We start from the raw sequence: 26,466 nt of genomic DNA on the forward strand, positions 1-26,466 counted from the left end.
CTCAACATCCCCGCCGCCTCGTTCACCACCTTCATCGCTGGCGTCAAGTCCGGAGAGTTCCCCACCACCTGACCCGAAAGGGCAAACCGTGACGACCGAGACCCCGCATTGGTTCACGTCCTCCCACAGCAACAACGGCGGCGCGTGCGTCGAGGTCGCCACCAACCTCACCACCACCCACGGCACCGTCCCCGTACGTGACTCCAAGGACCCGAACGGCCCTGCGCTCAGCCTCACCGCCGCCTCGTTCACCACCTTCGTGGCAGGCGTCAAAGCCGGAGACTTTCCCGCCCTCTGACACCAAAGGACACCCCGTGACCACCGAATCCCCTCGTTGGTTCAAGTCCTCCTACAGTGAGCACGGCGGCCAGTGCGTCGAGGTCGCCACCAACCTCACCACCACCCACGGCACCGTCCCCGTCCGCGACTCCAAGGACCCGAACGGCCCGGCGCTCAGCCCCACCGCCGCCTCGTTCACCACCTTCATCACGGGCATCAAAACCGGAGAGTTCCCCACCCTCTGATACGACGGAGCCCCCCGGCCCTGGAATCGGCCAGGATCGGCGGGGCTCCGACGCGCGCGCACTGGACGCCACCCAGGAAGCCTCACCCGTCCGCACCGCCAGCACCCCGGCGCCGCCGTCCCCGCCGACGCGGCCCGAAGCCGCACCCCAGCCATAGGACTGGCGTGTCACGGCCGTCTCTCGTTCGCTCACCCGGCGATTCAGACCGAGCCGCCAGGATGATCGGTCCCAACGGGTCAGCGGCCGTGGGCGGTCGAACAGACCCAGGCCGGCTACGCGGTTGTGGCGATGCCGCCGTCGACGGGGATCACGGCGCCGGTCAGGTACGCGCCTGCCCGGCTGGCGAGGAACACGGCGACACCCGCCATGTCGTCGTCGCGGCCGATGCGGCGTAGTGGGGCCGACGCCGCGATCGCCTCGCCGAACTCATCGAGGGTCGCGGCCATCATCGCCGACGGGAACGGTCCTGGCGCCACGGCGTTCACGGCGACGTGCTGCGGGCCCAGTTCCTTGGCGAGCACTCTGGTGAGTTGATGCAGCGCGGCCTTGCTGCTGGAGTACGAGTAGTTGGGCCGCTGGGGGATGTGGATGGCGGCGATGCTGCCGATGTTGATGATCCGCGCGGGATCGTCGGCGGTGCCCGCCCTGCGAAGTGCGGGCAGCAGCGCCTGGACCAGCCAGAACGGCGACTTCAGGTTGACGTCGACGACCGTGTCCCAGGCCGCGTCCGGGAACGTCGCCAGCGGCTCGTCCCACATGGCGCCCGCGTTGTTGACGAGGATGTCGAGACGCTCCGAGTCGGCGGTGACGAGGTCGGACAGCCGCCGGCACTCGTCGTGGCGGGACAGGTCGGCGGGGATGGCCCGCACCTCACCGAATGTGGACAGCTGTTCCTGCGCCTGAGCGCACGCTTCCGCGTTGCGTGAGCTGATGACCACGCGGGCGCCCGCCTGGAGCAGGCCACGCGTGATCATCATTCCGATGCCTCGGGTGCCCCCGGTGACGAGCGCGCGCTTACCCCGCAGATCGAAGAGTTCTGCGTGCGTTGTGCATGGGCTGTCCATCACTTGCCGTCTTTCCGGTCGGTCGTGCGGGATGACGTGCCGACGCGCCGGATGCTCGGGTCGGCTGTCTTCACGCTATGGCCGTGGAGTGCACTTCAAGCAAGCGGTGGTAGACGCCCCGCCGGTTGCCGTACTCCTTCGGCAGGTGCGCCCACTGGGTGGGCTGACTCCCCCTGCGAGCGGTCGTGTTCCCGGCGCGACCCGCGCCGGACGGGCATCACGTGCCCGCGCCGGACGGCATCACGTGCCCGCACCGGACGGCGTCACGTGCCCGCGGACCCGGTCCGCCGGTCCCCGGAGACGGGCGGCGCGAAGGCGGTGGTGGTGGTGGTCGAGCGGAACGTGCTCCGGTAGGCGGACGGGGTGGTGTCCAGGGCGGCGCGCATGTGCTGCCGCAGGTTGGTGCCGCTGCCCAGGCCGGACCGGACGGCGATGTCGTCGACCGGCAGTTCGGTCGACTCCAGCAGATGGCGTACGTGTGCCAGGCGGGCCGAGGCGAGCCATTCGGCCGGGGAGACGCCGGTCTCCTGGCGGAAGCGCCTGGTGAAGGTCCGTACGCTCATGTGGCAGTGGGCCGCGAGGTCTTCGAGGGACAGCCGCCGGTCCAGGTGTTCCGTCATCAGCGTCCGCGCCCCGGCCGTCGAGGTGCCCGCGTCCTCCCGGACCGGGTGCTCGACATACTGCGCCTGTCCCCCGTCCCTCATGGGCGCGACGACGTTGTACCGCGCCACCCGGTTCGCCACGGAACTGCCGTGGTCCTCCCGGACCAGGTGCAGGCACAGGTCGATGGCGGCCGCGCCGCCGGCCGACGTCAGGATCCCGCGATCGGCGATGTACAGCGGATCGGTGTCGAGGTCGACCGCGGGAAAGAGCCGCCTGAACTGCCGCGCGTAGCGCCAGTGGGTCGCGGCCCGGCGGTTCTCCAGCAGGCCGGCGGCCGCGAGGACGAACGAGCCGGTGCACAGGGACACCACCCGGGCGCGGCGCCCGGCCGCCCGACGCAGTGCCTCGGCGACGGAGGCGTCCACCGCGCCGGCGTCCAGCACCTCCGGGCAGCGGGTGCCGGCGACGATCACCGTGTCGGCGTGCTCCAGCAGGGACAGGTCGCCCTGCGGCATGACGCCGTACCCGTTCACCGTCGGTACCGGGGAGCCGTCCGGGGTGAGGGTGCGTACCTCGTAGGCCGAGGTGCCCGCGCGGGTTTCGACCGCGGCGAGCATCTGGGCCGGGATGCTCAGGTCGAAGGCCACCACCGGCGCGAGGGCCAGGACGGCCACATGATGCGGTGTCTCAACAGTCATGGCCCAATAGTTGCACATAGTGGCTCTCGGGCCACTTCTGTGTCGCCGGTGATCGGCAGAGACTGAGATCAGTTCCGCACAACAGACCGGGCAGCACCCGGTCGACCACCCGGAAGGTGCTTTTCAGCCATGACTGTTCCCGCTGTCGATCCCGAGATCCAGACCCTGCTCGACACCGCCGACACCGGCGTCTTCCCCGTCCACGGCCTGGACGCCGTGCTCGCCGACCCCCAGCGCTACGCACTGCTGCGCGCACAGCCCGACACCCCCGTCGACGACCAGGTCAAGGTGCGAGACCTGTACATCCCCGGCCCCGCGGGCCAACTGCGACTGCGCGTCTACCGCCCCGACACCACCGAAGACCTGCCGATGATCCTCTACGTGCACGGCGGCGCCTACACCTACGGATCCCCCGAGGCCGAGGAGGGACGCTCCCTGCGCTACGCCCGCGACGCCCACGCCGTCGTCGTCTCCGTCGACTACCGCCTCGCCCCAGAACACCCCTACCCGGCCGCGTCCGACGACGCCTACGCCGCCCTGACCTGGATCGCCGACCACCCGGCCGAACTCGGCGGAGACCCGACACGCATCGCGGTGGCCGGCGGCAGCGCCGGCGGGAACATCGCCGCCTCCACCGTGCTCCGCGCCCGCGACCAGGGGGGCCCGCACCTGCTCTTCCAGTCCCTGACCTACCCCAGCCTGGACGGCGGTCTCACCAGCGCCTCGGCACAGGAGTACACCGACACCCCGGTCCTCAACCGGGGCGCGATGGAGCTGGCCGTGCGGTACTACGCGCAGGACGACCAGGCCGACCCGTACGCCTTCCCGCTCCGCGCCACCGACCTCGGCGGCCTGCCGCCCACCTACATCGCCGTGGCCGAGATCGACCCGCTGCGCGACGAGGGCCGCGACTACGCCGCGCGCCTGTCCGCCGCCGGCGTCACCACCGAACTCGTCCAGGTGCCCGGCGCCGTCCACGGCTTCGACCTCCTCTTCCCCCAGGCCCGCCTCAGCGCACACAACCTCGCCGACCAGGTACGCACCCTGCGCGCGGCCCTCCACCCCTGAGCGGGCGTTCCGGCCGGCCCGGCCGGAACCTGACGGCGGCAGGCCGGTCTCTACGCGGTGGCCCGCTCGATCCATTCGCGGTGGGCCGTCAGGTCGGTGCAGATGCCGGGACCGGTGGCGCACTTCGGATCGGCGTCACCGTCGCGGCTGGTCGCCCCCGTCAGTTCCCACCGTCCGGGACGGCCCTTGATCAGCGGCCCGCCGGAGTCGAGGATGCATGCCTGCGCGTTCTCGGTGGGGCTGTCGGTGCACAACTCGTTGTCCGGGTTGTAGTTCTCGCTGCACCGGTCGCCGGGGACGATCCTGGTGACCTTCGCCGCGGCTCCCTTCGTACGATCGTGGTCGCCGACCCGTACGGAAAGCCGCTCGGGCTTGATGTTCACCGTGCAGTGCCCGGCGGTCACGATCCAGTCCGGTTTGATCAGGGAGGCTCCGCAGTAGTGGTTGCCGTCCATCGTGTTCCGGTCGGCGTCCTCGGCGCGTCCCCCTCTCCGCCCGATGTGGACTTGCCCGAAAGTCGTAGGGCACATCGGCCGGCTCGACGCCGCCAACCGCACCCAGGTCGCGCTCATCGCCCACGACGCCGGGCTGAGCTGAACGTCCGGCTCGTCGGCGTGACGCCACCGTCCCCGGCGGCGTCACGCTCCGGTCGCGACCGCCCCGGGCACGGACGGGGGCAGCGCGGCGTCGACCCGGAAGCCGCCGTCGCCGGTGGGCCCCGACTCGATGGTGCCTCCGGCCAGGCGGACCCGCTCCGTCAGACCGGTCAGGCCGTGTCCCCCGCTGGGCAGCAGAGGCTCACCGTCGGCGGCCCGCTCGGCGGACCTCTCGGGCGGGCCGTTGACGACTTCGACGTGCACGGCCTCCGGGCCGAACAGGAGCTGGATCCGCGTCGTGGCGCCGGGTGCGTGCTTGTGCACGTTGGTCAGAGCCTCCTGCACGATCCGATGTGCGGCACGCTCGACCGGCTCCGCCAGCGGTTGCGGCGTGCCCTCGACGAGTACGGTGACGGGCAGCCCGGCGGTCCGGGAGCCGTCCGCCAGCTCGGCGATCCTGTCAACGGCCGCTCCGGGGACGGGCCGCCGCCCGGCCGGTGCGGCGGGATCGCGCGCCGCGGCCCCTGACGCGTCCTCCGCGGTGTCGCTTCCCGCGGGTGTCGGCGGCTCTCCGGGCCCGGTGTCCGGATCACCTGCCGGGCCGTCCCTGAGCAGCCCCAGCATCTCGCGGAGTTCCGTGAGGGCGCGCCGACCGGCCGTCCGGATGATCTGGGCGGTCTCGCCCGTCACCTCCGGGTCGTGGGTGACAGCGCTGAGCGCGTTGGCGTGCACGACGATCAGACTCACCTGGTGGGAGACCACGTCGTGCATCTCACCGGCGATGCGTCGGCGCTCCTGTTCCCGCGCGGCCTCGGCGACGAGCCGCTGTTCCCGCTCGGCGCGCTCCGCCCGTTCGACCAGGCCGGCGACGACGGCGCGCCGTTGGCCCACGTACAGCCCCAGCAGCAGCGGCACCAGGCAGGAGAAGACGAAGTTCACCGCGAACCAGAGCGTCACGGTCCGGAGGCCGGACCATGCCGCCGCGTTCCAGGGTGCGAGCACCACCAGCCCGGCACCGGCCGAGGCCCAGACGATCCGGCGGCTGTGCGGCCCGCGATAGGCGCCCTCCGCGTAGTAGGCGACGGGCGCGGCGAAAGCCGAGACCTGGAGGAGCTTGGCGAGCAGTCCGGCGGCGAGTACCAGTTCGGGGGCCCGGCGCCGTGCGAGCAGTGGCAGCGCGCTCACCGCGGCGATCAGCGGATTCGCCCAGGGGGCGGCCGGACCCAGGTAGGGGTTCTGGAGACTGATCACCACTGCGGGCAGCAACGCCACAACCATCAGCACCAGGTCCGCGGCGCGCGCCGACAGCAGGGGCGGGCGCGGCTCGGGCCGCGTCACGTGTCTCTGCGCCGTGCCCCCGTCGCCACCGGGCAGAAGTGCCAGGCCACGCAGCGTGTTCCCGAGCCGGCGAGTACGACTGGCGGTTCGCGTCCGGTGAGGATAGAAGGCGGCACCGGACCGGAAATCCGGTGGAGGCCCGTCGTGCCGCCCGCCACCATGGCCGCCACGTCCCGCGCCCATGCCCGCTTCCGCTCCCACGCCTACGCCTACGCCCGCTCCCACGCTTACGCCCGCTTCCGCTTCCTTCCCGGAAAGGTGCCCATGAGTCCCGACGTCCTCTATCCGCCCCTGGACCCCTACGACCACGGCATGCTCGATGTCGGTGACGGCAACCTCGTCCACTGGGAGGTCTGCGGCAATCCACAGGGCAAACCCGCGCTCGTCGTGCACGGCGGTCCCGGGTCCGGCTGCACCCCGTACGCCCGGCGGTTCTTCGACCCGGAGCGCTACCGCGTCGTCCTGTTCGACCAGCGCAACTGCGGGCGCAGCACACCGCACGCGAGCGATCCCGCCGTCGACCTGCGCCACAACACCACCGGCCACCTCATCGCCGACATGGAGCGGCTGCGCGCGCACCTCGGGATGGACCGCTGGCTGCTGTACGGCGGCTCCTGGGGCTCGACGCTGATCCTCGCGTACGCCGAGGCGCACCCCGAACGGGTCTCGGAGATCGTCATCCCCTCCGTCACCACCACCCGCCGCTCCGAGATCGAGTGGCTGTACGGAGGCGCGGGGGCGGTCTTCCCGGCCGAGTGGCACCGGTTCCGTACCGGCGCCGGCCTCCCGGTGGACGACAGCAGGACGGGCTGGTCGGGGTCCGCCGCCGACCGGGCCGGCGTGGTCCAGGAGACGCTGCGCGCGTACGCCCGCCTCACGGAGGACCCCGATCCGGCCGTACGGGACCGGGCCACCGCCGACTGGGCCGCCTGGGAGGACGCCGTCCTCTCCCAGGAGCCCAACGGCTCCGCCACCATCTACTCCGACCGTCCCCCGGCCGCCCTCAAGGCGTTCGTGCGGATCTGCGCGCACTACTTCTCGCACGGCGCCTGGCTGGAGGAAGGGGTGCTGCTGCGGGACGCGGGACGGCTGGCGGGCATCCCCGGTGTGCTCGTCCACGGCCGGTACGACCTCGGCGGCCCGCTCGGCACCGCCTGGGAGCTGACCCGCGCCTGGCCCGACGCGCGGCTGGTCGTCATCCAGGACGCGGGCCACAAGGGCAGCGACGCCCAGCGCGGCGAAGTGCGGGCCGCGCTGGACGCGTTCGCGGGCTGACCCGCAGGCCCGCGACGCCCCCGTCCTGACGGCCCGCCGGCCGTCAGGATGGGGACAGCCAGAGCGGCGACCGCCGCCCGCTACCTCGCGGGGACCCTCACGACGGCGTGCCGCCCGCGGCCCTTACCTGGGCCCCGAGGTCGCACCAGACGGTGGACGTACCGCCCGACGCCACCCGGTTGCCGAAGTGCCGGTAGACCAGACCGGGTTTCTCGCAGTCGGCGAAGCCCGTGAACGTGGCCCCCTGGCAGGTGACGGCCGCCCCCTTGTGACCGCCGCTTCCCGTCACATTCCGGTAGGTACAACCGAAGGCGTCGGGGGACTCCGGCGCGGCCGTCGCGGGCGCCGCCGCGGTCAGCAGCCCGCCCGCGCCGAGTGCGAGCGTCGCGCCGATGGCTGCGATGGTGCGTCGGGCACGAGAAATCAAGGAAACCTCCGGTGTTCCGGTGCGGGCAGGACACGAGGGCCGGCGATGCGGCCGCTCAGGAGGAGGTTGATCAGGGCGCGGTGGCATCATGCCCAGCGGGCGAACAATGGCTCGAAAACATGCAATCGACCGATTTATAACCACTCCACCACGAGTGCCGCGCACATCCGGCCCCGCGCCCCTGCCCCGCGCCCTCGCCCGTCGGCCCGTCGCGCCACGGACAGATGGGATCAGGCCGCCACAAGGCGTATCCGCTCTTGCCTTGAGCGCGCTCGAACCAGTTGGCTGTGGAGTCATGAAGTACACGCAGCTCGGACGCACCGGACTCAAGGTCAGCCGACTCGTCCTCGGGACGATGAACTTCGGTCCTCTCACCAATGAGGCCGACAGCCACGCCATCATGGACGCCGCTCTCGACGCGGGTATCAATTTCTTCGACACCGCCAATGTGTACGGGTGGGGCGAGAACAGGGGCCGTACGGAGGAGATCCTCGGCACCTGGTTCGCCAAGGGCGGCGACCGCCGCGACAAGGTCGTGCTCGCCACCAAGGTCTACGGGAACATGGGCAAGGCGGACGGCGAGGCGTGGCCCAACCACGACAAGCTCTCGGCCCTCAACATCCGTCGCGCGGTCGACGCCAGCCTCAAGCGGCTCCAGACCGACCACATCGACCTGTACCAGTTCCACCACATCGACCGCGCCACCCCGGTCGAGGAGATCTGGCAGGCCATCGACACCCTGATCCAGCAGGGCAAGATCCTCTACGCGGGCTCCTCCAACTTCCCCGGCTGGAAGATCGCCCAGACCAACGAGACGGCCCGCCGCCTCGGCTCGTACGGCCTGGTCAGCGAGCAGTGCCTGTACAACCTCGTCGAGCGCCGCGCCGAGATGGAGGTGATCCCCGCCGCGCAGGAGTACGGCCTCGGGGTCATCCCGTGGTCGCCGCTGGGCGGCGGGCTGCTCGGTGGCGCGATCCGCAAGGAGCGCGAGGGCGGGTCGAGCAGCCGCTCGGCCGACAAGCTCACCGATTCGCCGCTGCGCGCACAGGTCCAGGCATACGAGGACCTGCTCGACAAGCACGGCATCGACCCGGGCGAGGCCGCCCTGGCCTGGCTGCTCACGCGGCCCGGCGTGACGGGCCCGATCGTCGGACCGCGCACGGCCGAGCAGCTGGAGTCGGCGCTGCGGGCGATCGAGCTGGAGCTGTCCGAGGAGGTCCTGTCCTCACTGGACGAGATCTTCCCGGGCCCGGGGCCGTCGCCGGAGGCGTTCGCCTGGTAGGACGCGCGCACCCCGATCGGTAGTACGCGCGCGCACCACGGTCATCGTCGTGTGCGGCGGGCCGGGCCCGGGCGGGCCTGGCCGCGCTAGCCGACAGCAGCCGCCACGGCGATGATCGCGAACATCAGCACAAGCACGCCCGCCATGATGCGGTTACGGGTTTTGGGGTCCACGCGTCGAGCCTAACGGCCGCCGGTGACAGCGCCGTCGCCCGGGTGCCCCCGCGCGCCCCGGCCCAGGAGGCAGCGGGCGATCGTCTCGTACGAGGGGCGCCCCCCGGCTCCCCGGAGACCGGCAGCCGGCTGTGGCGCTCACAGAAACGATGCTGCCGGTCATATGACATATAGACCGTTACGTGCCGGTCACGCGTATCGTTGTACCGCGCGGCTGCCGCATCCACGCGGGAGCGGGGAGGAGCGCCAGGATGACCGTCGTGGAGACTGACAGGACCGTAGAGACCGACAGGCCGCCGACTCCAGAAGAGACGCGAACGGCCGGTGGCGTACCAGCGACGTGGATTTCATCGCCGAGGTGATCTCAAGGACCACCGCCGCCAACGACTACGGTCCGAAGAAGGCGACCTACGCGGCGGCCATGATCCCGGTCTACCTCATCGTCGATCCGTACACCGGAAGGTGCCGGGTACACACGGAACCGAAGCACGGTGAGTACTCCAACGAGTATCCCGTCGACTTCGGCATGGACATCGATCTCACCGGGACCCTCGTGGATCTGGTCCTCAAGACCGACAAGTTCCCGCACGACTGACCGCGCCCCGGCACAGCACAGGGCCCCGACCGGAACCGCCCGGCCGGGGCCGTCGCACGCTCAGGCAGCCGTCGCCAGCTCCCGTTCCTTCGGTACGAACGCCATGTGCGGGCGTCCGCCGCGCAGGTCGACCTTCAGCCGTACCCCCGCCACCCGGGTCAGCACCAGACCGACGGCCGCCGCCGCGATCAGGGAGACCGCGCCGCCCGTGGCGAAGCCGACGCGGGCGCCGAAGGTGTCGGTGACCCAGCCGAGGAGCGGGCCGCCTATGGGGGTGCCGCCGACGAAGACCATCATGTAGAGGCTCATCACCCGGCCGCGCATCTCCGGGTCGCAGGCCATCTGGACGCTCGTGTTGGCACTGACGTTGACCGTGAGGCCGATCATGCCGATCGGCAGGAGCAGCAGCGAGAACAGCCAGACGGACGGGGACACGGAGACCAGGATCTCCAGCAGACCGAAGCCCATCGCCGCGAGGACCAGCATCCGGATACGGCTGGAGCGGCGGCGGGCCGCCAGCAGGGCGCCCGCGAGGGAGCCGGCCGCCATCAGGATGTTGAAGACGGAGTACATGCCGGCTCCGCCGTGGTAGATCTCGTGCGCGAAGGCCGTCAGCCAGATCGGGAAGTTGAAGCCGAACGTGCCGATGAAACCGACCAGGACGATGGGCCAGATCAGCTCGGGGCGTCCGCGCACATAGCGCAGCCCCTCCCTGAGCTGTCCCTTTCCGCGCGGGACGAGAACGGACTTGTGCAGCTCGTGCTGGCGCATCAGGAGGAGTCCGGCCAGCGGGGCGATGAAGGACAGGCCGTTGAGCATGAAGGCCCAGCCGCTGCCGACCGTGGTGATCAGTACGCCCGCCACCGCCGGGCCGATGAGCCGGGCGGACTGGAAGTTGGCCGAGTTGAGGCTGACCGCGTTGCGCAGCTGGTCGGGGCCGACCATCTCGGAGACGAAGGACTGCCGGGTGGGGTTGTCGAGGACCGTGACCATGCCGAGCAGGAAGGCGATCAGATAGACGTGCCAGACCTGGACGTGTCCGGAGAGGGTCAGTACGGCGAGGGAGATCCCGCACAGCGCCATCGCGCTCTGGGTGACGAGCAGGAGCTGACGCTTGGGGTAGCGGTCGGCTATGACTCCGCCGTAGAGGCCGAAGAGGAGCATCGGCAGGAACTGGAGGGCCGTGGTGATGCCGACGGCCGCCGATGACCCGGTGAGGCTGAGGACCAGCCAGTCCTGGGTGATGCGGGACATCCAGGTACCGACGTTGGAGACGACGGCGCCGGTGGCGAACAGCCGGTAGTTGCGGATCTTCAGCGAAGAGAAGGTGCCGCCGCCTCCGCCGCCGGATTCGCGGCCGGTCGGCTCGGCAGCGGGGACGGCCGGTACGGCGGGTATTTCGGCGGGTTCGTCAGCTGTGCCGGCGTCGGACGCCGTGCTGCCGGACGTCGCGGTGCCGGACGCGGAGGTGTCGGACACCGTGCTGTCCTGCGTGGTGCTGTCCCGCGTCGTGGTCTCGTGCGTGGTGCTGTCGTGCGTGGTGCTGTCGTGGGTGGATTTCGGTGCGGGGGCGGAGTCTGCTCCGGATCCCGTACTCAATGGGGGTTCGCCTCCTCACAGCGCGCGGATTACAAGTGGGCGAGCTTCTCCAGTACGGGGGCGGCAGCGCGCAGCTTCGCCCACTCGTCCTCGTCCAGGCCCTCGGCGAGGGATGCCAGCCAGACGTTGCGCTTGCGGCGGCTCTCTTCGAGCATCGCCTCGGCCTGCTCGGTCTGGCTGACCACCTTCTGCCGACGGTCGTCGGGATGTGGCTCCAGCCTGACAAGCCCCTTCGCTTCCAGCAACGCCACGATGCGGGTCATCGACGGCGGCTGCACATGCTCCTTGCGGGCCAGCTCGCCCGGGGTGGCCGAGCCACAGCGGGCGAGGGTGCCCAGCACCGACATCTCGGTCGGGCTCAGCGATTCGTCCACACGCTGGTGCTTCAGACGCCGGCCCAGCCGCATGACGGCGGAGCGGAGAGCGTTCACGGCGGCGTCGTTCTCGTTGTCGTCGCCGTGGGGCAGGTCAGACATGTTTGTTAGGGTAACTCATTACCCATGCTAAATACCACCGGGAAGACAGCACCACCGCAGCGGCGGTCCGGAGGCGGCCGGCGAAGCGGTCAGTCACTCGTACGAGTGAGCTTGCTCCGGAAAGTGTCGCGACGAGCCGCATTCACCCCTGAACCTGGTCCGTATGGGATCGACAGTGCTCAGTCTGCGGATAGATGGTGAGCTGCTCGACCGGCTCCGGCAGCACGCCGCCAGACGCGGAATGAGCGTCCAGGACTATGTGGCCCAGACGCTCATTCGCGATGACTTCGACGAACGCTTCAAGGTGGCGGTCGACGAGACGGAGAAGTTCTACGGCGTGACGTAGAGGACGACGGTGATGACGTCGGTGGTGACGTGACGCGGGAGAGCCGGGAACCGACCGGTTACGTCAGCCCCAGCGCCGGCATCGCGTAGTAGAACACGAACACCGCGGAGACGACGTACATCGCCGCCGGCACCTCGCGGCCCCGGCCGGTCGCCAGGCGCAGCACGCTGAAGGTGACGAAGCCGATGCCGATGCCGTTGGTGATCGAGTAGGTGAAGGGCATCATCACCATGGCCAGGAAGGCCGGTACGGCGATGGTGAAGTCGCTCCAGTCGATGTCCCGCACCGACCCGGCGAGGATCAGGAAGCCGACCGCCACCAGGGCGGGCGTCGCCGCCTGGGACGGGACCATGGTCGCCAGCGGGGTGAGGAACAGCGCCACCGCGAAGAGCGCGCCGGTCACGACGGACGCCAGGCCGGTCCTGGCGCCCTCGCCGACCCCCGCCGTGGACTCCACGAAGCAGGTGTTCGCCGAGGCGGAACCGGCGCCGCCGGCCGCGACCGCGACACCGTCGACGAGGAGCACCTTGTTGATCCCGGGGAAGTTGCCCTCCTTGTCCATCAGCTTGGCCTCGTCGCCGACGCCGAGGATCGTGCCCATCGCGTCGAAGAAGCACGACAGCAGCACGGTGAAGACGAACAGCACGCCGGTGAGCACGCCGACCTTCTCGAAGCCGCCGAAGAGGCTGAAGTTCCCGAACAGGCCGAAGTCGGGGGTGGCGACCGGATTGCCGGGCCACTTCGGGGTGGTCAGGCCCCAGCTCGGTACCTTCACCACCAGGTCGATGATCACCGCGAGCACGGTCATCGCGACGATGGAGATCAGGATCGCGCCCCGCACCTTGCGGATGATCAGGGTGATCGTGAGCAGCACCCCGAGGACGAAGATCAGGATCGGCCAGCCGTGCAGATGCCCGTTGCCGCCGAGCTGAAGCGGAACGGTGGTCTGCGCGGCGTCCGGTATACGGGAGACGAAGCCGGAGTCGACCAGGCCGATCAGCATGATGAAGAGGCCGATACCGATCGCGATGCCCTTGCGCAGCCCGGAGGGCACCGCGCTCATCACGCGCTCCCGCAGCCCGGACGCCACCAGCAGCATCACCACCAGACCGGCGAGGACGACCATGCCCATGGCGTCGGGCCAGCTCATCCTGGGGGCGAGCTGAAGGGCGACGACGGTGTTGACGCCGAGGCCGGCCGCGAGCGCGATCGGCACATTGCCGATGACGCCCATGAGCAGGGTGGAGAAGGCGGCGGTCAGCACGGTCGCGGTGACCAGCTGGCCGTTGTCCAGCTGGTGCCCGTACATGTCTTTCGCGCTGCCGAGGATGATCGGGTTCAGCACGATGATGTACGCCATCGCGAAGAAGGTGGCGAATCCGCCGCGTACCTCACGACCGACCGTGGAGCCACGCTCCGAGATCCTGAAGTAACGGTCGAGCCCGCCGGACGGCTGTCCGGAGCCGGAAGCCGGGGGCTGGGCGTCGGAACCGGCCGGAGCGGTGGCCGAGGATGGCATGCGGGACCTCAGTCGTCATACGGAGGGATGGGAGACGCGGCGGAAGCGACGCGACGGACAGCTTCAGACAGCACGGCCAGCCGATTGCATGTTCATACGAACAGAATCAGTCAGCCAGCAAACGATTTCAGTATGAATACATCAGTATGAATATGACAGTCCAAGATCGCTATCTCCGCGCGTAGACCCTTGGGCCGAAGGCCCCTGGCCCGTGCGCTCCCCCGCCGTCCCCGCCAGGAACCGGACCGCGCGACCCCGCATAGACTGACCTCCATGAGCGGCTTTCTGACGGGAAACCCCCGCCACCCGGCACCCGAACCCCTGGAGGGGCCGGTCGTCGGCACCGTCACGGGCGGCACGATCATCTGGTTCGCGCTCTTTGTCCTCCAGCTCCCGTTCTACGGCTGGTACAGCGATCACGGGCACACCTGGTGGATCTGGACCTGCCTCGCCGGCGCCGGACTCGGCCTCATCGGCATCTGGTACGTACGCGGCAGGGACGCGGCCCTCAAGCGCGCGGCGGCCACCGCCGCCGAGGGCACCGGGACCGGTCCGGAGGGGCGTGGCACCGAAGGCCCCGGCGGGCCCGGCGGCCGAACCGTCTGATCGCGCCGAAAGCCCTGATCGGGCCCGATCGCGCTGACCGCGCCCGAAGCCCCACCACACCTCAAGCCCTGATCACACCCTGACCAAAGTCCCGTTCCCGCGCCGGCTCTCTCCTGCCTGGGTACGATCTCCCTCGTCCCGCAGTCTGATCTTCCGCCTGGTCGGCGGGTGAAGCCGCCCCACCGGCCTTACCGTCGTTACCATGACGCAGCGGGCGAAGATCGACACCGACGGCCCCGATCCCCATGGACCCGAGCCGCACGGCCGTGGATCGCATGGCCCGGCCATCGACGCGGGGGCTGAGCTCGACCCCGTACATCCCATGGAGCCGCCCGAGCCCGCGAGCCGGCACACCGGTCTGACCTCCGCCGAGGTCGCGGAACACGTCGCCCGGGGCGAGGTCAACGACGTACCGGTGCGCAGCAGCCGCTCCACCTCCGAGATCGTCCGGGCCAACGTCTTCACCCGCTTCAACGCGATCATCGGCGTGCTCTGGGTGATCATGTTCTTCGTCGCGCCGATCCAGGACACCCTCTTCGGGTTCGTGATCATCGCCAACACCGGTATCGGCATCATCCAGGAGCTGCGCGCCAAGAAGACCCTCGACGGTCTCGCGGTCATCGGCGAGGCGAAGCCGACCGTACGGCGCGACGGCGTCGCGGCCGAGATCTCCACCTCGGAGATCGTCCTCGGGGACCTCATCGAGCTGGGGCCGGGCGACAAGGTCGTGGTCGACGGCGTGGTGGCCGAGGCCGACAGCCTCGAAATCGACGAGTCGCTGCTCACCGGCGAGGCCGACCCCGTGCTGAAGCGCCCCGGCGACGCGGTGATGTCCGGCAGCTTCGTGGTCGTGGGCGGCGGCGCGTTCCACGCGACGAAGGTCGGCCGGGACGCCTACGCCGCGCAGCTCGCCGAGGAGGCGTCCCGCTTCACGCTGGTCGACTCCGAGCTGCGCAACGGGATCAGCACCATCCTGAAGTACGTCACCTGGATGATGATCCCGACCGCGATCGGCCTCATCCTCAGCCAGCTCGTCGTCAAGCAGAACGACTTCAAGAACTCGATCGCCAGGACCGTCGGCGGCATCGTCCCGATGATCCCCGAGGGGCTGGTGCTGCTCACCTCCGTCGCCTTCGCGATCGGCGTCATCCGGCTCGGCCGCATGAAGGTCCTCGTCCAGGAACTGCCCGCCATCGAGGGGCTGGCGCGCGTCAATGTCGTCTGCCTCGACAAGACGGGCACGCTCACCGAGGGCGGGATGGACGTCAGCGAGCTGCGTGCGCTGGGCGGCACCGACGAGCCGTACGTACGGCAGGTACTCGGCGCGATCGGCGCCTCCGACGCGCGCCCCAACGCCAGCCTCACGGCGATCGACGACGCCTATCGCGGTGATCGCGGCGAGTGGCCGGTGACGGACGCGCTGCCCTTCTCGTCCGTACGGAAGTACAGCGGCGCGGCGTTCGAGGAGGCGGACGGGCGGGTGTCGCGCTGGCTGCTCGGCGCGCCGGACGTCCTGCTGGCCGAGGGCGACCCCACGCTGACCGAGGTCGATCAGCTCAACCGGCAGGGCCTGCGCGTGCTGCTGCTCGCCCGCGCCGCCGGCGAACTGGACTCCCCGGACGCGGCGAACGGCGCCGAGCCGGCGGCGCTCGTGGTCCTGGAGCAGCGACTGCGGCCCGACGCCGCCGAGACCCTCGCGTACTTCGCCGACCAGAACGTCGCCGCCAAGGTCATCTCCGGTGACAACGCGGTCTCGGTCGGCGCGGTCGCCGGGAAGCTGGGGCTGGCGGGCGCGGAGAACACCGTCGACGCCCGGCGGCTGCCGGCCGGCCGGGAGGAGATGGCCGACTCGCTCGAATCGGGCACGGTCTTCGGCCGGGTCACCCCGCAGCAGAAACGCGACATGGTCGGCGCGCTCCAGTCGCGCGGCCATACGGTCGCGATGACCGGGGACGGCGTCAACGACGTCCTCGCGCTGAAGGACGCGGACATCGGCGTGTCGATGGGCTCGGGCTCGGAGGCGACACGGGCGGTCGCGCAGATCGTCCTGCTGAACAACAGCTTCGCGACGCTGCCGTCCGTGGTGGCCGAGGGCCGCCGGGTCATCGGCAACATCACCCGGGTGGCGACCCTCTTCCTGACGAAGACGGTCTACTCGGTGCTGCTGGCGATCCTGGTGGCCTGCTTCCAGGTGGAGTACCCGTTCCTGCCGCGCCATCTGACGCTGCTGTCGACGCTGACGATCGGCATCCCCGCCTTCTTCCTGGCGCTGGCGCCGAACAACGAACGCGCGCAGCCGAACTTCGTGCGCAGGGTGATGCGTTACGCGATTCCCTCGGGGCTGATCGCGGGCATCGCCACGTTCGTCACGTATCTGATCGCCCGGAACCACTACACCGGCACCGAAGCGCTGGAGGCGCAGACCAGCGCGGCCACGCTCACGCTTTTCCTGGTGTCCATCTGGGTGCTGGCGATCGTGGCCCGCCCGTACACCTGGTGGCGGGTGGGGCTGGTGATCGCGATGGGGGTGGCGTTCCTGGTGGTGCTGGCCGTGCCGATGCTTCAGGACTTCTTCGCGCTGAAGCTGGTGGGCGTGGTGATGCCGTGGACGGCGGTGGCGATCGCGGTGGTGGCGTCGGCGGCGCTGGAGTACTGCTGGCGGCTGGTGGGGCGGAAGATGCCCGCGTAGAGCGGGTGCCGCCCTCGTGGAGCGGGTGCCCGTGTGGAGCGGGTGCCCGTGTGGAGCGGGTGCCCGTGCGAGGGGCGACGTGCTCATGGCGGAGGGGCCCGGCAGAAGTCCCCCGGGCCCCTCTTGGTGCGGTGGGTGATGCCGCGGGATCTGCCACTACGGGCAGGTCCCGCGCCGCCTCACTACTTCTTGATCTTGACCAGGGTGCCCGCCGCGTTGACCGCCGGGGTGTTCGACGTGCCGGCGAAGCTCCAGCGCCAGTAGCCCTCGGCCGTGGTCTTCGTGGTGGTGGTCTTCAGGGTGCCGGTGCTGGAGCCCTTGACCGTCTTGATGGTGGTGTAGGTGGAGCTGCTCTTCTTACGGAACTGAAGCTTCACGGACTGGCCGGCGTAGCCGGCGTTCTTGCCGGTCTCCCAGTTCGCGCGGGACAGCTTGCCCGTGACGGTGAGGGTCTTGCCCTTCTTGACCGGCTTAGGGGTGGCGGCGACCGTCAGCTGCGAGGCGCGCTGGAACTTGACCGTGCCGGCCTTCTCCTTCTCCAGCTCGTCGCTGTCGTTGGCGAGGGCGTAGACGTACGCGTTCCAGGTCTTGGCCTCGTTGTTGGCCAGGTCCTTCGAGCGGACGGTGACGGTCTGCGTGCACGTCGTGGTGGTGGCGCTGGCGGCCTTGCACTTGAGGTCGTCCGTCTCCGGGACGGCGATGTTGGTGACGTCCTCAAGGGTCGCGCCGCCGGTCCACAGGAAGCCGGCCGCCCCTGCGACGCCGGAGTTGTCGGTGGCGGTGATGGCGAGCGAGACCTTCTTCGTCGCCTTGACGCCCAGCACGACAGGCTTTCCGCCGTTCACGACCACCTTGGTGATCTTGGGGGCGCTGTTCGCCGTCTTGACGGCCGCCAGGGAACGCCGCGCCGGCGCCGGAGCGGCGGTGGAGACGGACTCCTTGAGCGAAGAAGCGATGGAACGGGTCAGCTGGGCGGCGTCCCCCCGGTCCGCCGCGTGTGACGCCGGTACGGCGAGAGCGGACAGGGCCAGGGCGCCGGAGACAGCGGCAACAGTGGCACGCGTACGCATGTGTTTCCCCCAGTGGAGAAGGGGCCTCGCGGCGCGTCGTCCGCTGCTGCGGGGCCCATGTGGCATCCGGATCGAGCGGAGCTGCTGATCCAACTGACCAGACCCGGGAAGCGAGTGAATGGTTGTACGGAGATATGAAGCACTTGCGAAGATCGTCTGTGTGACGGAGCCGCGGCGTGGGTCCGGCTTGGGCCCCGCAGTGGGCCCACGGGCCCTTCAGCCGGGGCGCCCCCGTACTTAGTCTGCCGAGGGTACGCGCCACGGCTGGTGGGCTGGGCCGAGAACGTCAGTGGTTCGGCGGAGGGGTTTCCGTTGTTGGACTCGAAGGGCCTGGCATTCCAGGCCGGCACACCCGCGCGTCGCTGGGCGTTACCGCGATCGCTCGCCGTGACCCGAATGCTGCTGTACCTGATGTTCGTCCTCACGCTGCTGGGCGGCGTCGGCGTGCTGAACTCCCTGCTGGACCTGGGCAGCCGCGTCACGCCGACGCTCACGCTGGCGGCGCTGTACGCGGTGGCGCCGGGGATCGCCGCTGTGATCCTGGCGCGACGCCTGTGGACCGGTGGCGCGGTGGTCAGGTTCGCGTTGATCGCTCTCCAGGCGTGGCTGCTGATCGGCAGCGTCGCCAATCTGTACGGGGGTTCGGCGCGCGGCGTCAGTCAGCTGCTGCTGCCGGGTGCTCTGCTCGGGCTGGTCAGCATGGGTGCCAGCCGCGCGTGGTTCGAACTGCCCGCGGAACAGCGGGCGGTGCGGCCCCGCTGGACGCGTGAGCGGCTGCGCCGGGACATGATCCCGTCGATTCCGCACCTGATCGGATGGCGCCGCAATCGCGGGCAGTCGACGGTCGAGTACGTGGGCTTGGTCGGTCTGGTCGCCCTGATCATCGGCGCGCTCCTCTTCAGCGGCGTGGGAACACAGGTCGCGGGCGGTCTCCAGACCGCGGTCTGCAACGTTCTCGGCGGCGACTGCTCCAACGACCCGGCCGGGGGCGGTGGTGACAGCGGCGGCGGGAACAGCGGCGGCGGGGACTCGGGCGGTGCTTCGGGTGGTGCTTCGGGTGGCGGGGACTCGGGTGGCAGCTCGGGTGGCGGGGACTCCGGCGGTGACGCCTCCGGTGGCGGGGACTCCGGTGGTGACTCAGGCGGCGTCAGTTCCAGCGGCGGGGCGTCCGGAGGCACTTCGGGCGGCTCCGGCTCCGGAGGCAGTAACGGCGGCGGCAGTAACGGCGGTGGCAGCAACGGCGGAAACGATGACGACGACGGGGGCGCCGCCGCCGTAGGAGGCGCCTCGGGAAGTTCCGGCTCCGGCGGTTCCGGCTCCGGCGGCTCCGGCTCGGGAGGCAGCAGCTCGGGAGGCAGCATCTCGGGAGGGTCGAGCGGCGGCAGCAGCAGCGGTGGCTCGTCCGGTGGGAGCAACTCCGGCGGCAGTAACTCCGGCGGCAGTAACGGCGGGAACGATGACGACGATGGGGGCGCCGCCGCCGTAGGGGGTGCCTCGGGAGGATCCAACTCCGGCGGCTCCAGCTCCGGGGGCAGTAACTCCGGTGGCTCCAGCTCCGGCGGCAGTAACTCCGGCGGCTCCAGCTCCGGCGGAAACGACTCCGGTGGCGCGGCTGTAGGCGGCGCCTCTGGAGGCTCCAGCTCCGGGGGCTCCAGCTCCGGCGGGAGCAGCAACGGCGGGGCGTCCGGAGGCACGTCGGGCGGCTCCAGCTCGGGCGGCTCCAGCTCCGGTGGAAACAGCTCGGGTGGCTCCAGCGGCGGGAGCAGCAGCGGCGGCGGGTCCAGCTCCGGGGGATCCTCCGGAGGCAGCAGCGGGGGCTCGTCCGGCGGGTCCAGCTCCGGTGGGTCCAGCAGCAGCGGCGGGTCCAGCAGTGGCGGTTCCAGTTCAGGGGGATCCAGCAGCGGCGGGTCCAGTTCAGGGGGATCGAGCAGCGGCGGGTCCAGTTCAGGGGGATCGAGCAGCGGCGGGTCCAGCAGCGGCGGCAGTTCGGGCGGTGGTACCTCCAGCGGCGGGAGCAGCAGCAGTGGTGGGAGCTCGGGTGGCTCCGACAGCGGTGGCTCGACCGGCGGTGTCGACTGCTGGCCGGTCATGGCGCCTTGGGGCTTCACGCAGAACTGCCGGGACACGGGTACCGGCGGCTCAAGCAGCTCGGGCGGGAGCACCGGCGGCCAGAACGACGACAAAGACGACAAAGACAATGACGACGAGGACGGCGACGAGGACGAGGACGACAATGACGACGAGGACGACAAGAACGACTGCCTGAACGGCACCAACGTCGCCTTCTCCGGCAGCGTGACCACCGGCGCGGCCGGTAGCGGGCGCTACACGCTCGCCGCCTCGGCCGGGGGCCGTACACACATGGTGGCCGGGCGGGCTGTCGGCGGTGGCGTCGTGTTCGCAGCCGGCCCCGGCCCCTCCCCGACGGACCTGATGACGTCGGTGTCCGCGCTCTCGCTCGCCGGTGTCGACACCTACCAGAGTGTGGAAGACAGGGTCAGGAACGCCCTCGGTCTCATGGACGAGCCGAAGCCTCCGCCGGAGAGGCCCAAGCCCAAGGACGACGAGCCCGAGGACGAGCCCGAGGACGAACCGAAGGACGAGCCGAAGGACGACCCCAAGGACTCCGGCGACGGGGACGGACATTGCGCCCACCGCAAGAACGACCCGATGACCGCGCTGGACGATGTCCCGGACTACACACCGGGTATCCAGAAGAGCAAGGACTGGGCGAAGAAGGTCGAGGAGATCGCCAAGAAGAACCCGCTGACCGAGAACCTCACGGCGGAGGACGCCTGGGTCATCGCCAACTACACCGGCAGCTGGGCCGCCGACCTCAACAAGTATCTGCGCGGCGGAAAGGTACCCGGATCGTTCAAGAATCCGGCCGGCAAGGTGAAGCTGATGGACGAGGCGCTGAGCCATCTGCCGCCGATTCCCGACCTCACCGTCTACCGGGGAACGTTCATGCCGGACAGCATCCTCAAGCAGCTCCTCGGCGGTGACGAAGTCACCTTCCCCGAGTACCTGAGTACCTCCACGGACCTCGGCAAGGCGGAATCCGCCCTGGAACGGGCCAACGGAGGGGGCATGAGCGGGGAGAAGGTGCTCCTCGAAATCGAGACGAGCAACGGGCGCAACGTCGACCCGCTCTCCCGCTACCGGGCCAAGGAGTCGGAGGTGCTCATTCCACGCGACGGAAAGTTCGAGATGACCAGCGTGGAGACGCGCACCATCAACGGGAAGGAAGTCAAGGTCATCAAGGTGAAGCAGGTGGGCTGAGCCCGCGTACGGCCCTGTGCGGGCCCCGGAGACCGGGGCCCGCACAGGGAGGTCGGTGGCCTGCTCGCCGACGGGGCCGTTTCCCCGTACCGCCGCTTCTCGATCTCGCCGAGGGTGCCGGGCGCCGTTGACCGCGGCCTTCTCGGTCACCCGCTCCGGCCCAACCCGCCCCGCCCCGCTCTCAGTCGTACCAGCGGTCCCGCGCCAGCTCCTCCGTCCGCGACGGGTCCTCCAGCAGCGCCGCCACCTCGAAGCGCCTCGGCCACTGGCCCGCCGCCCAGGCGAGGCCCGCCGCCACCCCCTCCAGGGTGGCCGCGTGCAGCACCCCGTCCGGCGTCCGGCGCCAGTCCAGCTCCACTCCCCCCGCGCGCAGCTCCTCGTGCTCGACGTACGTCTCGGGGGTCTCGGCGCCCAGCAGCGCGCGGACCGGCTCCGGGACGGCGTGCTCCGCGCCGTCCGTGGTCACCTCGGCGCTCACCGCCTCGCTCAGCCGCCGCACCTGGAGCAGCTCCGCCAGCTCCGCGTACCGCGTCGGGGCCACCGGCAGCAGCGGCACCCCGGCCGCCAGCGGCAGCAGGTCGGGGGCGTCCGCGATGACGGCGTCCGCCGCGTCGACCACCCGGACCGTGCCGTCCACGACGACGCGCAGGTCGTCCGGGAGCGTCACCTCGTCCGGATCGAGGTCGGCGAGCGCCGTGTAGAGCGCGTGCAGCTGCCCCGAGGTCACCTCGCGTTCCGGGTCGGCGAGCCGGCCGAGCAGCTCCGCCGCGCCGCCGGGCTCGTCCAGGAGCGCGGCGACGGAGGTCCGTACGCCCAGGGCCCGCAGCACCTGCGTGTCCTCGAACCCGGTCGCGTCCACGGAGTCGTACAGCCCCGCCAGCAGCGGGTCGCCGCCCTCGGCGCGCAGCCCGGCCGGGCGCCGTCCGCCCAGTACGGGATGATCACGCAGCCACCAAGCGGTGTACGAGCGGACGCTCTCCGTCGTACCGTCCGGCAGCAGCACCCGTACGGGCTGGATCAGCGCGTCCCGCAGCGGCGGCCGGGCCAGCAGCGCCAGCGCCCGGGGCCACGCGTCGTCGTCCACCAGGTCCAGGTCCCGCACGGCCACGATCTCCGTGGCCACCGGCGGTACCGGGCCTTCGGGCAGCCGGTCGAGCACGTCCTCGCACCACACGTCGACCGCGTCGAGCAGCCCGGCGTCGTCCGGTTCGGCGAAGTCGCCTTCGCGGGGCTCCAGTTCGTCGGGGTCCAGGACGACGTCCGTGGCACGTACGAGCGCGAAGTCGGCGAGGACCCCGCAGGCGGCGAGTGGCCGCTCACCCCAGCGTTCCGCCAACTCCGCGTCACAGAAGGCAAGTTCGTCCTCACGCAGTACGGAGGCGAACGCGCTTCCCGGCAGCACGAGTTCACCGGCGGGCGCCTGCTCGCCGTCCTCGTCCGGCAGGGCGAGCGCGCCCAGCCAGGGCTCGTCGCCCGGTTCGAGTCCCGCGTCTCGTACGAGGGTCAGGACGAGCTCCGCCAGCTCCTCGGCGTCCGGCGCCGCCGGCTCGCCCAGGCCGTCGTCCCACGCCTCCTCCGCGTCCAGCGAGGCCGCGACCGCCGCGCGCACCTGGGGGGTCGTCAGCACCGCGCGCGGGGTGGCGGGAAGCGCGCCCAGCTTCTCCAGGAGGGGATGGGCGGCGTCCGGGTGGGCGACCTTGAGGCCGAGGCGGGCCAGGTCCGCGGACGCCTCCGCGCCCGGCAGCGGCAGCAGCACATGGCGCGGCCCGATCGTCGTACGCCCGTTGGCGAGCGGCACCGGCAGCCCGGAGAGCCGCTCGGGGTCGACGCCGGCGAGGGACTCGTACAGCCGCCGCCACCAGACGGGCGGGCGTTCGGCCCCGGCGATGCGCTCGATGGCGTCACCGAGCGGCAGCCGGCCGACGCCGAGCGTGCGCAGCTCCGTACGGCGTTCCAGCCCGGCGGGCAGCAGCGTCGGCAGCACCTCGGCGAGTACGCGTACGGTCGCGGCGCCGGCGTCCTCGACGACCTCGGCCTCGAAGGGGCGCAGGGCGGTCGTTCCGTCCTCGTCGTCACCGCCGTCCTCGTCGCCGCCGGCGGCCGGGACGAGGAAGGCGACGCGCGGCAGCCGCTCCAGGATCGCGGCCCGCAGCCGTCCGTCCAGTTCGCCCTTGCCGAGCGGGCCGGGGACGAGGTCGATCGTGCCCGTCGACCGGGGCTCCCAGTCGCCGAGCAGCTCCGCGTACGCGTCGGCGGCCTTCCCCACCAGGAAGTCCGTGAGCGGCCCCGGCGCGGGGTGGCGCCGGGTGGTGTCCAGCGGCAGCGAGGCGATCAGCAGGGCGGGCACGCCGAGGGGCTCGTCCGTGGGCGTCGGGGCGTGCACGACCGGCGCGGTACGCGGCCGGGCCGGGGCGCCCGCCGCGTCCACCGGGACGGCCCAGGTCACCGACCAGTGGGGGCGCAGCCGCTCCTCGACGGGCCGGCCTTCGAGGAGGGCGGGGTCGGTGGCGCCGTGGTGGCTGACGACGCGCCAGCGGCGGCTGCCGGGCCCGCGCCCGGTGGCCGCCGTCGTGGAATCCTCGACGTGGACATAGGGCCCGTCCTGCGAGCGGCGCAGCGTCCGTTCGCCCTCCGGGGTCTCGATCACGATCTCGGCGAGGCCGGGGAGGGTCAGCAGCAGCGCGTCGTCCACGCCGTCGAGCAGCCGCTCGACCAGGTCCGTGGCGGCGGCGTCGCGCAGCGGCAGGACGACGACCGTGTCGTACCCGTCCGGCGCCGTGCCCTCGGCGGGCAGCGGCAGCCGCAGCAGCGGTACGTGGCCGTCCCTGCGCCGCAGTTCGTCGCCGAGGCCGGGGCTCGCCTGGGCGGGGCCCCCGGCCAGTTCGCGGGCCTCGGCGAGCGACCAGCGGACGCCGCCGTGCCGCCCGACGACGGCGGGTTCGTCGCTGACGGCGAGCACGGCGGCGAACCCGACGCCGAACCGTCCTACGGCCGCCTCGTGGCCCTCCCGCTTGGCGGAGGCGCGCAACGTGGACAGCGACTCGACGCCGGTCGCGTCGAGGGGGGCGCCGGTGTTGGCGGCGGCGAGGACGGCGGTGCCGTCGGGGCCGCCGGGTCCGTCCGCGGTCGCCGGGTGAAGGGTGAGCCGCAGCCGGCCGGGGACACCGGCGCGGGCGGCGGCGTCGGCGGCGTTCTGGGCCAGCTCGACGACGAGGCGGTCGCGGTAGCCGCCGAGCGCGAGGTCCTCCTCCGCGTTGGCGTCCTCCCGGAACCGCGCGGGGCTGGCGCCCCAGGCGTCCAGCACCCCTCGCCGCAGCCGCGCCGTCCCGAACGGGTCGGCCCCCTCGGTCGTCCTGACGCTCACGCCGCCCACGCCGCTCACCCTGTGGCTCCGCTCTGTCCGCTGCTGTCCGCCCGCCGGTCGCACGTGCGGGCCCGAACGTACCGCGTGCCGCCTCCGGGCGGGGACCGCAGCCGGTCCTGGGCTGAGCCGGTGCGTACGGTGCCGGGGCCTCCGGGGCGCGTGAGGCCGGTGCGTACGGTGCGTACGGTGCCGGGGCCCGGAGTCTGCCGGAGGCAGGTGCCCGGACGGCATGGTCTACGCCGCGTGCGGGAGGCTTCTTCGGCGCGGGTCGCCGAGCGGCACACCTCACGCTTCATCGTCCGGGCACGCACCTCCTGCGCCCCGGCCCCCTCCCGCCGGTGGGCCGCACCCCGCCCGGCAGTCGGCGGCCGGTGGGTCCCTGACGCGCGGCGGCCACGGGCATCACTACGCAGAGATCGCCCGGATCGCCCGGATCGCCCCCGTCGTACGGGTTTACGAGTGGCCCAGGTCCTCCGTCGTCCCGTCCTGCGCCGTCAGCACCGAGCCGCTGTCCGGGGCCGGGCGCAGCGGGAAGGCGTCCGTGCCGACCGAGTCGAGGACCGGGGGCGGCGGGCGCAGGGGCTTGGGCATGACCGCGGCCTCGGAGTGGCCGCCGCAGCCGTACGCGAGCGAGACCACACGGCCGTCCGCCGGGGAGAACTCGTTCGCGCAGACTCCGAACGCCTGGCGCAGCGAGCCCGCCAGGGGCAGCAGGAAGCCGCAGGAGACACAGGGGGCGGGGGCCGCCTGCGCCATGGGGGTCTTCGCGCCGAAGGACTCGTCCCAGCGGTCGGCGGCGAGGTGCAGGCCGTAGCGGGACAGCACGCGGGCCCGGCGCATGCCGAGTTCCTCGGCGACGGCCGCGATCGTGCCCCGCGCGGGAATCGCCGGGGCGGCGGACGAGGCGGGCTCGTCCGGGGCCGTGCCGGGCGCCGCCGGGGCGGTCCCGGTGTCCGTCAGGTCGACCGGCTCGGCGTCCTCGGTCAGTTCGGGGTACGCGGCCGGCGCCACGGTGCCCACCGCGGGGACCGCCTCGCCGTCCTCCTCGACACCGCCCGCGTAGCCCGGCTCCAGGCGCAGATCGTCCGCCTCGGTCGGCAGCAGGTCGCCGGGGCCCATGTCGCCGGGGCGCAGCCGCTCGCTCCACGGCACCCACTCGGGGGCCAGCAGGGAGTCGGGGCCGGGCAGCAGGACCGTCTCGTCGAGGGTGACGAGCTTCGCGCGGGAGGCCCGCGCGACCGTCACCGCCCAGCGCCAGCCCCGGTAGCCCATCTCCTTGCACTCGAAGAAGTGGGTGACGACCCGGTCTCCGTCCGCCACCACCGAGACATGTGCCCCGACGACCCCGGGCGCGGCCACCTCTTCGGCAGCCGACCGGGCGAGGTCTACCGCCTCGGCGCACAGACGGTCGGGGGTTCGGCTTCGCGTCGTCGCAGCACTCACAGGTCTCGCTTCTCTCCTACGCCGTCTCACGGGTGCGCCGGCCGAGTCGCGATGTACGGGCCGAGGGCGGAGCGGACCAGAGGGCCGCATCGACGTCCACGCCCGAATGTCTCCTCGGGCACACCTCTCATCATCCATTCTGCGGGATGGCGAAGAGGCGCGCGGCCGAGAACAACCGCCGGTGGCGCGCTACGCACGCTACCCCCTCAGCCGCCCGGCGCCCACCTGCACGCCGCCTTTCCGGTACTTCGGGGCACACCGCAACCAGGCCGTAACCCTGTGGTCAAAGGGCGGGGAGGCGATTCGGACCCGCTCGGGACAGTTTTCGGGCGCGTCATCCCGTACGGGGTCGGGCGGGTCCTGCGAACCCCGCGGCGCGTCCCCGGCGTGCCGGGGACGCGTCGTCCTCCGATGGCCGGGATCGGTTAT

Annotated in this window: 20 protein-coding genes and 1 pseudogene; 10 read left to right on the forward strand and 11 right to left on the reverse strand. The window is 71.4% G+C overall.

Features of this window, described 5'->3' with window-relative positions:
- Positions 1 to 88: 88 nt before the first annotated feature.
- Together ACFY6S_RS16200 and ACFY6S_RS16205 are read left to right on the forward strand one after the other, a co-directional pair.
- Positions 89 to 298 carry a DUF397 domain-containing protein gene (locus tag ACFY6S_RS16200; RefSeq protein ID WP_388816725.1) on the forward strand — a complete coding sequence of 70 codons (210 nt, stop codon included), beginning with the start codon at positions 89 to 91 and terminating at the stop codon, positions 296 to 298.
- A gap of 16 nt (positions 299 to 314) precedes the next feature.
- Positions 315 to 524: a DUF397 domain-containing protein gene (locus ACFY6S_RS16205; RefSeq protein ID WP_388816727.1), complete on the forward strand. Its 210-nt coding sequence runs from the start codon at positions 315 to 317 to the stop codon at positions 522 to 524.
- Between the two features lie 272 nt (positions 525 to 796).
- Here ACFY6S_RS16205 and ACFY6S_RS16210 read toward each other — a convergent pair whose 3' ends face one another.
- Both ACFY6S_RS16210 and ACFY6S_RS16215 read right to left on the reverse strand, forming a co-directional pair.
- Positions 797 to 1,588: an SDR family oxidoreductase gene (locus ACFY6S_RS16210; protein ID WP_388816730.1), complete on the reverse strand. Its 792-nt coding sequence runs from the start codon at positions 1,586 to 1,588 to the stop codon at positions 797 to 799.
- A gap of 263 nt (positions 1,589 to 1,851) precedes the next feature.
- Positions 1,852 to 2,889, reverse strand: coding sequence for a GlxA family transcriptional regulator (locus ACFY6S_RS16215; RefSeq protein ID WP_388816733.1), 1,038 nt, complete (start codon positions 2,887 to 2,889; stop codon positions 1,852 to 1,854).
- A gap of 129 nt (positions 2,890 to 3,018) precedes the next feature.
- Between ACFY6S_RS16215 and ACFY6S_RS16220 the strand changes: the two genes are divergently transcribed.
- Entirely contained in the window at positions 3,019 to 3,957 is a 939-nt protein-coding gene (locus ACFY6S_RS16220; protein ID WP_388816736.1) for an alpha/beta hydrolase, read from the forward strand.
- 50 nt (positions 3,958 to 4,007) lie between these two features.
- On the opposite strand, the gene ACFY6S_RS16225 is transcribed toward ACFY6S_RS16220, so the two are convergent.
- Both ACFY6S_RS16225 and ACFY6S_RS16230 read right to left on the reverse strand, forming a co-directional pair.
- The gene (locus ACFY6S_RS16225) at positions 4,008 to 4,412 is read right to left on the reverse strand and encodes a trypsin-like serine protease (RefSeq protein WP_388816739.1); all 405 of its coding nucleotides are present in this window, start codon (positions 4,410 to 4,412) and stop codon (positions 4,008 to 4,010) included.
- 183 nt (positions 4,413 to 4,595) lie between these two features.
- Complete coding sequence (locus tag ACFY6S_RS16230) at positions 4,596 to 5,891, reverse strand: sensor histidine kinase (RefSeq protein WP_388816742.1); 1,296 nt, start codon at positions 5,889 to 5,891, stop codon at positions 4,596 to 4,598.
- Between the two features lie 264 nt (positions 5,892 to 6,155).
- Between ACFY6S_RS16230 and pip the strand changes: the two genes are divergently transcribed.
- Positions 6,156 to 7,166, forward strand: a complete 1,011-nt coding sequence (gene pip, locus ACFY6S_RS16235) for a prolyl aminopeptidase (RefSeq protein WP_388818026.1) — start codon at positions 6,156 to 6,158, stop codon at positions 7,164 to 7,166.
- Between the two features lie 97 nt (positions 7,167 to 7,263).
- Here pip and ACFY6S_RS16240 read toward each other — a convergent pair whose 3' ends face one another.
- Positions 7,264 to 7,593 carry a hypothetical protein gene (locus ACFY6S_RS16240; RefSeq protein WP_388816745.1) on the reverse strand — a complete coding sequence of 110 codons (330 nt, stop codon included), beginning with the start codon at positions 7,591 to 7,593 and terminating at the stop codon, positions 7,264 to 7,266.
- A gap of 295 nt (positions 7,594 to 7,888) precedes the next feature.
- Here ACFY6S_RS16240 and ACFY6S_RS16245 point away from each other — a divergent pair, with 295 nt between their 5' ends.
- Positions 7,889 to 8,875, forward strand: coding sequence for an aldo/keto reductase (locus ACFY6S_RS16245; protein WP_388816747.1), 987 nt, complete (start codon positions 7,889 to 7,891; stop codon positions 8,873 to 8,875).
- A 474-nt stretch (positions 8,876 to 9,349) separates the two neighbouring features.
- Positions 9,350 to 9,643 (forward strand): annotated as a pseudogene (locus ACFY6S_RS16250) (Uma2 family endonuclease); the annotation flags it as partial.
- Between the two features lie 60 nt (positions 9,644 to 9,703).
- Here ACFY6S_RS16250 and ACFY6S_RS16255 read toward each other — a convergent pair.
- Together ACFY6S_RS16255 and ACFY6S_RS16260 are read right to left on the reverse strand one after the other, a co-directional pair.
- Positions 9,704 to 11,041, reverse strand: coding sequence for an MFS transporter (locus ACFY6S_RS16255; RefSeq protein WP_388818029.1), 1,338 nt, complete (start codon positions 11,039 to 11,041; stop codon positions 9,704 to 9,706).
- A gap of 230 nt (positions 11,042 to 11,271) precedes the next feature.
- Positions 11,272 to 11,718, reverse strand: coding sequence for a MarR family transcriptional regulator (locus tag ACFY6S_RS16260; RefSeq protein ID WP_329065068.1), 447 nt, complete (start codon positions 11,716 to 11,718; stop codon positions 11,272 to 11,274).
- Positions 11,719 to 11,881: 163 nt separating this feature from the next.
- Between ACFY6S_RS16260 and ACFY6S_RS16265 the strand changes: the two genes are divergently transcribed.
- Positions 11,882 to 12,064: a ribbon-helix-helix protein, CopG family gene (locus tag ACFY6S_RS16265; protein ID WP_329065070.1), complete on the forward strand. Its 183-nt coding sequence runs from the start codon at positions 11,882 to 11,884 to the stop codon at positions 12,062 to 12,064.
- Between the two features lie 58 nt (positions 12,065 to 12,122).
- Here ACFY6S_RS16265 and ACFY6S_RS16270 read toward each other — a convergent pair whose 3' ends face one another.
- On the reverse strand, positions 12,123 to 13,583 hold the full coding sequence (locus ACFY6S_RS16270) for an NCS2 family permease (protein WP_388816751.1): 1,461 nt from the start codon (positions 13,581 to 13,583) through the stop codon (positions 12,123 to 12,125).
- Positions 13,584 to 13,856: 273 nt separating this feature from the next.
- On the opposite strand from ACFY6S_RS16270, the gene ACFY6S_RS16275 reads away from it, so the two are divergent.
- Complete coding sequence (locus ACFY6S_RS16275) at positions 13,857 to 14,189, forward strand: DUF2530 domain-containing protein (RefSeq protein ID WP_388816754.1); 333 nt, start codon at positions 13,857 to 13,859, stop codon at positions 14,187 to 14,189.
- Between the two features lie 202 nt (positions 14,190 to 14,391).
- Positions 14,392 to 16,878 carry a cation-translocating P-type ATPase gene (locus ACFY6S_RS16280; RefSeq protein WP_388816757.1) on the forward strand — a complete coding sequence of 829 codons (2,487 nt, stop codon included), beginning with the start codon at positions 14,392 to 14,394 and terminating at the stop codon, positions 16,876 to 16,878.
- A 182-nt stretch (positions 16,879 to 17,060) separates the two neighbouring features.
- Here ACFY6S_RS16280 and ACFY6S_RS16285 read toward each other — a convergent pair whose 3' ends face one another.
- Positions 17,061 to 17,948 (reverse strand): DUF5707 domain-containing protein, encoded by an 888-nt coding sequence (locus tag ACFY6S_RS16285; protein WP_388816760.1) that lies wholly within the window; start codon positions 17,946 to 17,948, stop codon positions 17,061 to 17,063.
- Between the two features lie 396 nt (positions 17,949 to 18,344).
- On the opposite strand from ACFY6S_RS16285, the gene ACFY6S_RS16290 reads away from it, so the two are divergent.
- Entirely contained in the window at positions 18,345 to 21,230 is a 2,886-nt protein-coding gene (locus ACFY6S_RS16290) for an ADP-ribosyltransferase (RefSeq protein ID WP_388818032.1), read from the forward strand.
- Positions 21,231 to 21,411: 181 nt separating this feature from the next.
- Here the strand turns inward: ACFY6S_RS16290 and ACFY6S_RS16295 are convergent, their stop codons facing one another.
- Together ACFY6S_RS16295 and ACFY6S_RS16300 are read right to left on the reverse strand one after the other, a co-directional pair.
- Positions 21,412 to 24,594, reverse strand: a complete 3,183-nt coding sequence (locus tag ACFY6S_RS16295) for a sacsin N-terminal ATP-binding-like domain-containing protein (protein ID WP_388818035.1) — start codon at positions 24,592 to 24,594, stop codon at positions 21,412 to 21,414.
- A gap of 453 nt (positions 24,595 to 25,047) precedes the next feature.
- On the reverse strand, positions 25,048 to 26,037 hold the full coding sequence (locus ACFY6S_RS16300) for a DUF3027 domain-containing protein (RefSeq protein WP_388816763.1): 990 nt from the start codon (positions 26,035 to 26,037) through the stop codon (positions 25,048 to 25,050).
- Between the last annotated feature and the right edge of the window lie 429 nt (positions 26,038 to 26,466).

Origin of the sequence: Streptomyces sp. NPDC012835, assembly GCF_042900885.1 — a bacterium.
Lineage (GTDB): Bacteria > Actinomycetota > Actinomycetes > Streptomycetales > Streptomycetaceae > Streptomyces.

Bases quoted from the DNA above. Each gene is read 5' to 3' on its own strand.
- ACFY6S_RS16275 (WP_388816754.1), top strand. From the start codon at position 13,857: ATGAGCGGCTTTCTGACGGGAAACCCCCGCCACCCGGCACCCGAACCC.
- pip (WP_388818026.1), top strand. From the start codon at position 6,156: ATGAGTCCCGACGTCCTCTATCCGCCCCTGGACCCCTACGACCACGGC.
- ACFY6S_RS16280 (WP_388816757.1), top strand. From the start codon at position 14,392: ATGACGCAGCGGGCGAAGATCGACACCGACGGCCCCGATCCCCATGGA.
- ACFY6S_RS16220 (WP_388816736.1), top strand. From the start codon at position 3,019: ATGACTGTTCCCGCTGTCGATCCCGAGATCCAGACCCTGCTCGACACC.
- ACFY6S_RS16265 (WP_329065070.1), top strand. From the start codon at position 11,882: ATGGGATCGACAGTGCTCAGTCTGCGGATAGATGGTGAGCTGCTCGAC.
- ACFY6S_RS16290 (WP_388818032.1), top strand. From the start codon at position 18,345: ATGCTGCTGTACCTGATGTTCGTCCTCACGCTGCTGGGCGGCGTCGGC.
- ACFY6S_RS16260 (WP_329065068.1), bottom strand. From the start codon at position 11,718: ATGTCTGACCTGCCCCACGGCGACGACAACGAGAACGACGCCGCCGTG.
- ACFY6S_RS16245 (WP_388816747.1), top strand. From the start codon at position 7,889: ATGAAGTACACGCAGCTCGGACGCACCGGACTCAAGGTCAGCCGACTC.
- ACFY6S_RS16225 (WP_388816739.1), bottom strand. From the start codon at position 4,412: ATGGACGGCAACCACTACTGCGGAGCCTCCCTGATCAAACCGGACTGG.
- ACFY6S_RS16215 (WP_388816733.1), bottom strand. From the start codon at position 2,889: ATGACTGTTGAGACACCGCATCATGTGGCCGTCCTGGCCCTCGCGCCG.
- ACFY6S_RS16285 (WP_388816760.1), bottom strand. From the start codon at position 17,948: ATGCGTACGCGTGCCACTGTTGCCGCTGTCTCCGGCGCCCTGGCCCTG.
- ACFY6S_RS16270 (WP_388816751.1), bottom strand. From the start codon at position 13,583: ATGCCATCCTCGGCCACCGCTCCGGCCGGTTCCGACGCCCAGCCCCCG.
- ACFY6S_RS16210 (WP_388816730.1), bottom strand. From the start codon at position 1,588: ATGGACAGCCCATGCACAACGCACGCAGAACTCTTCGATCTGCGGGGT.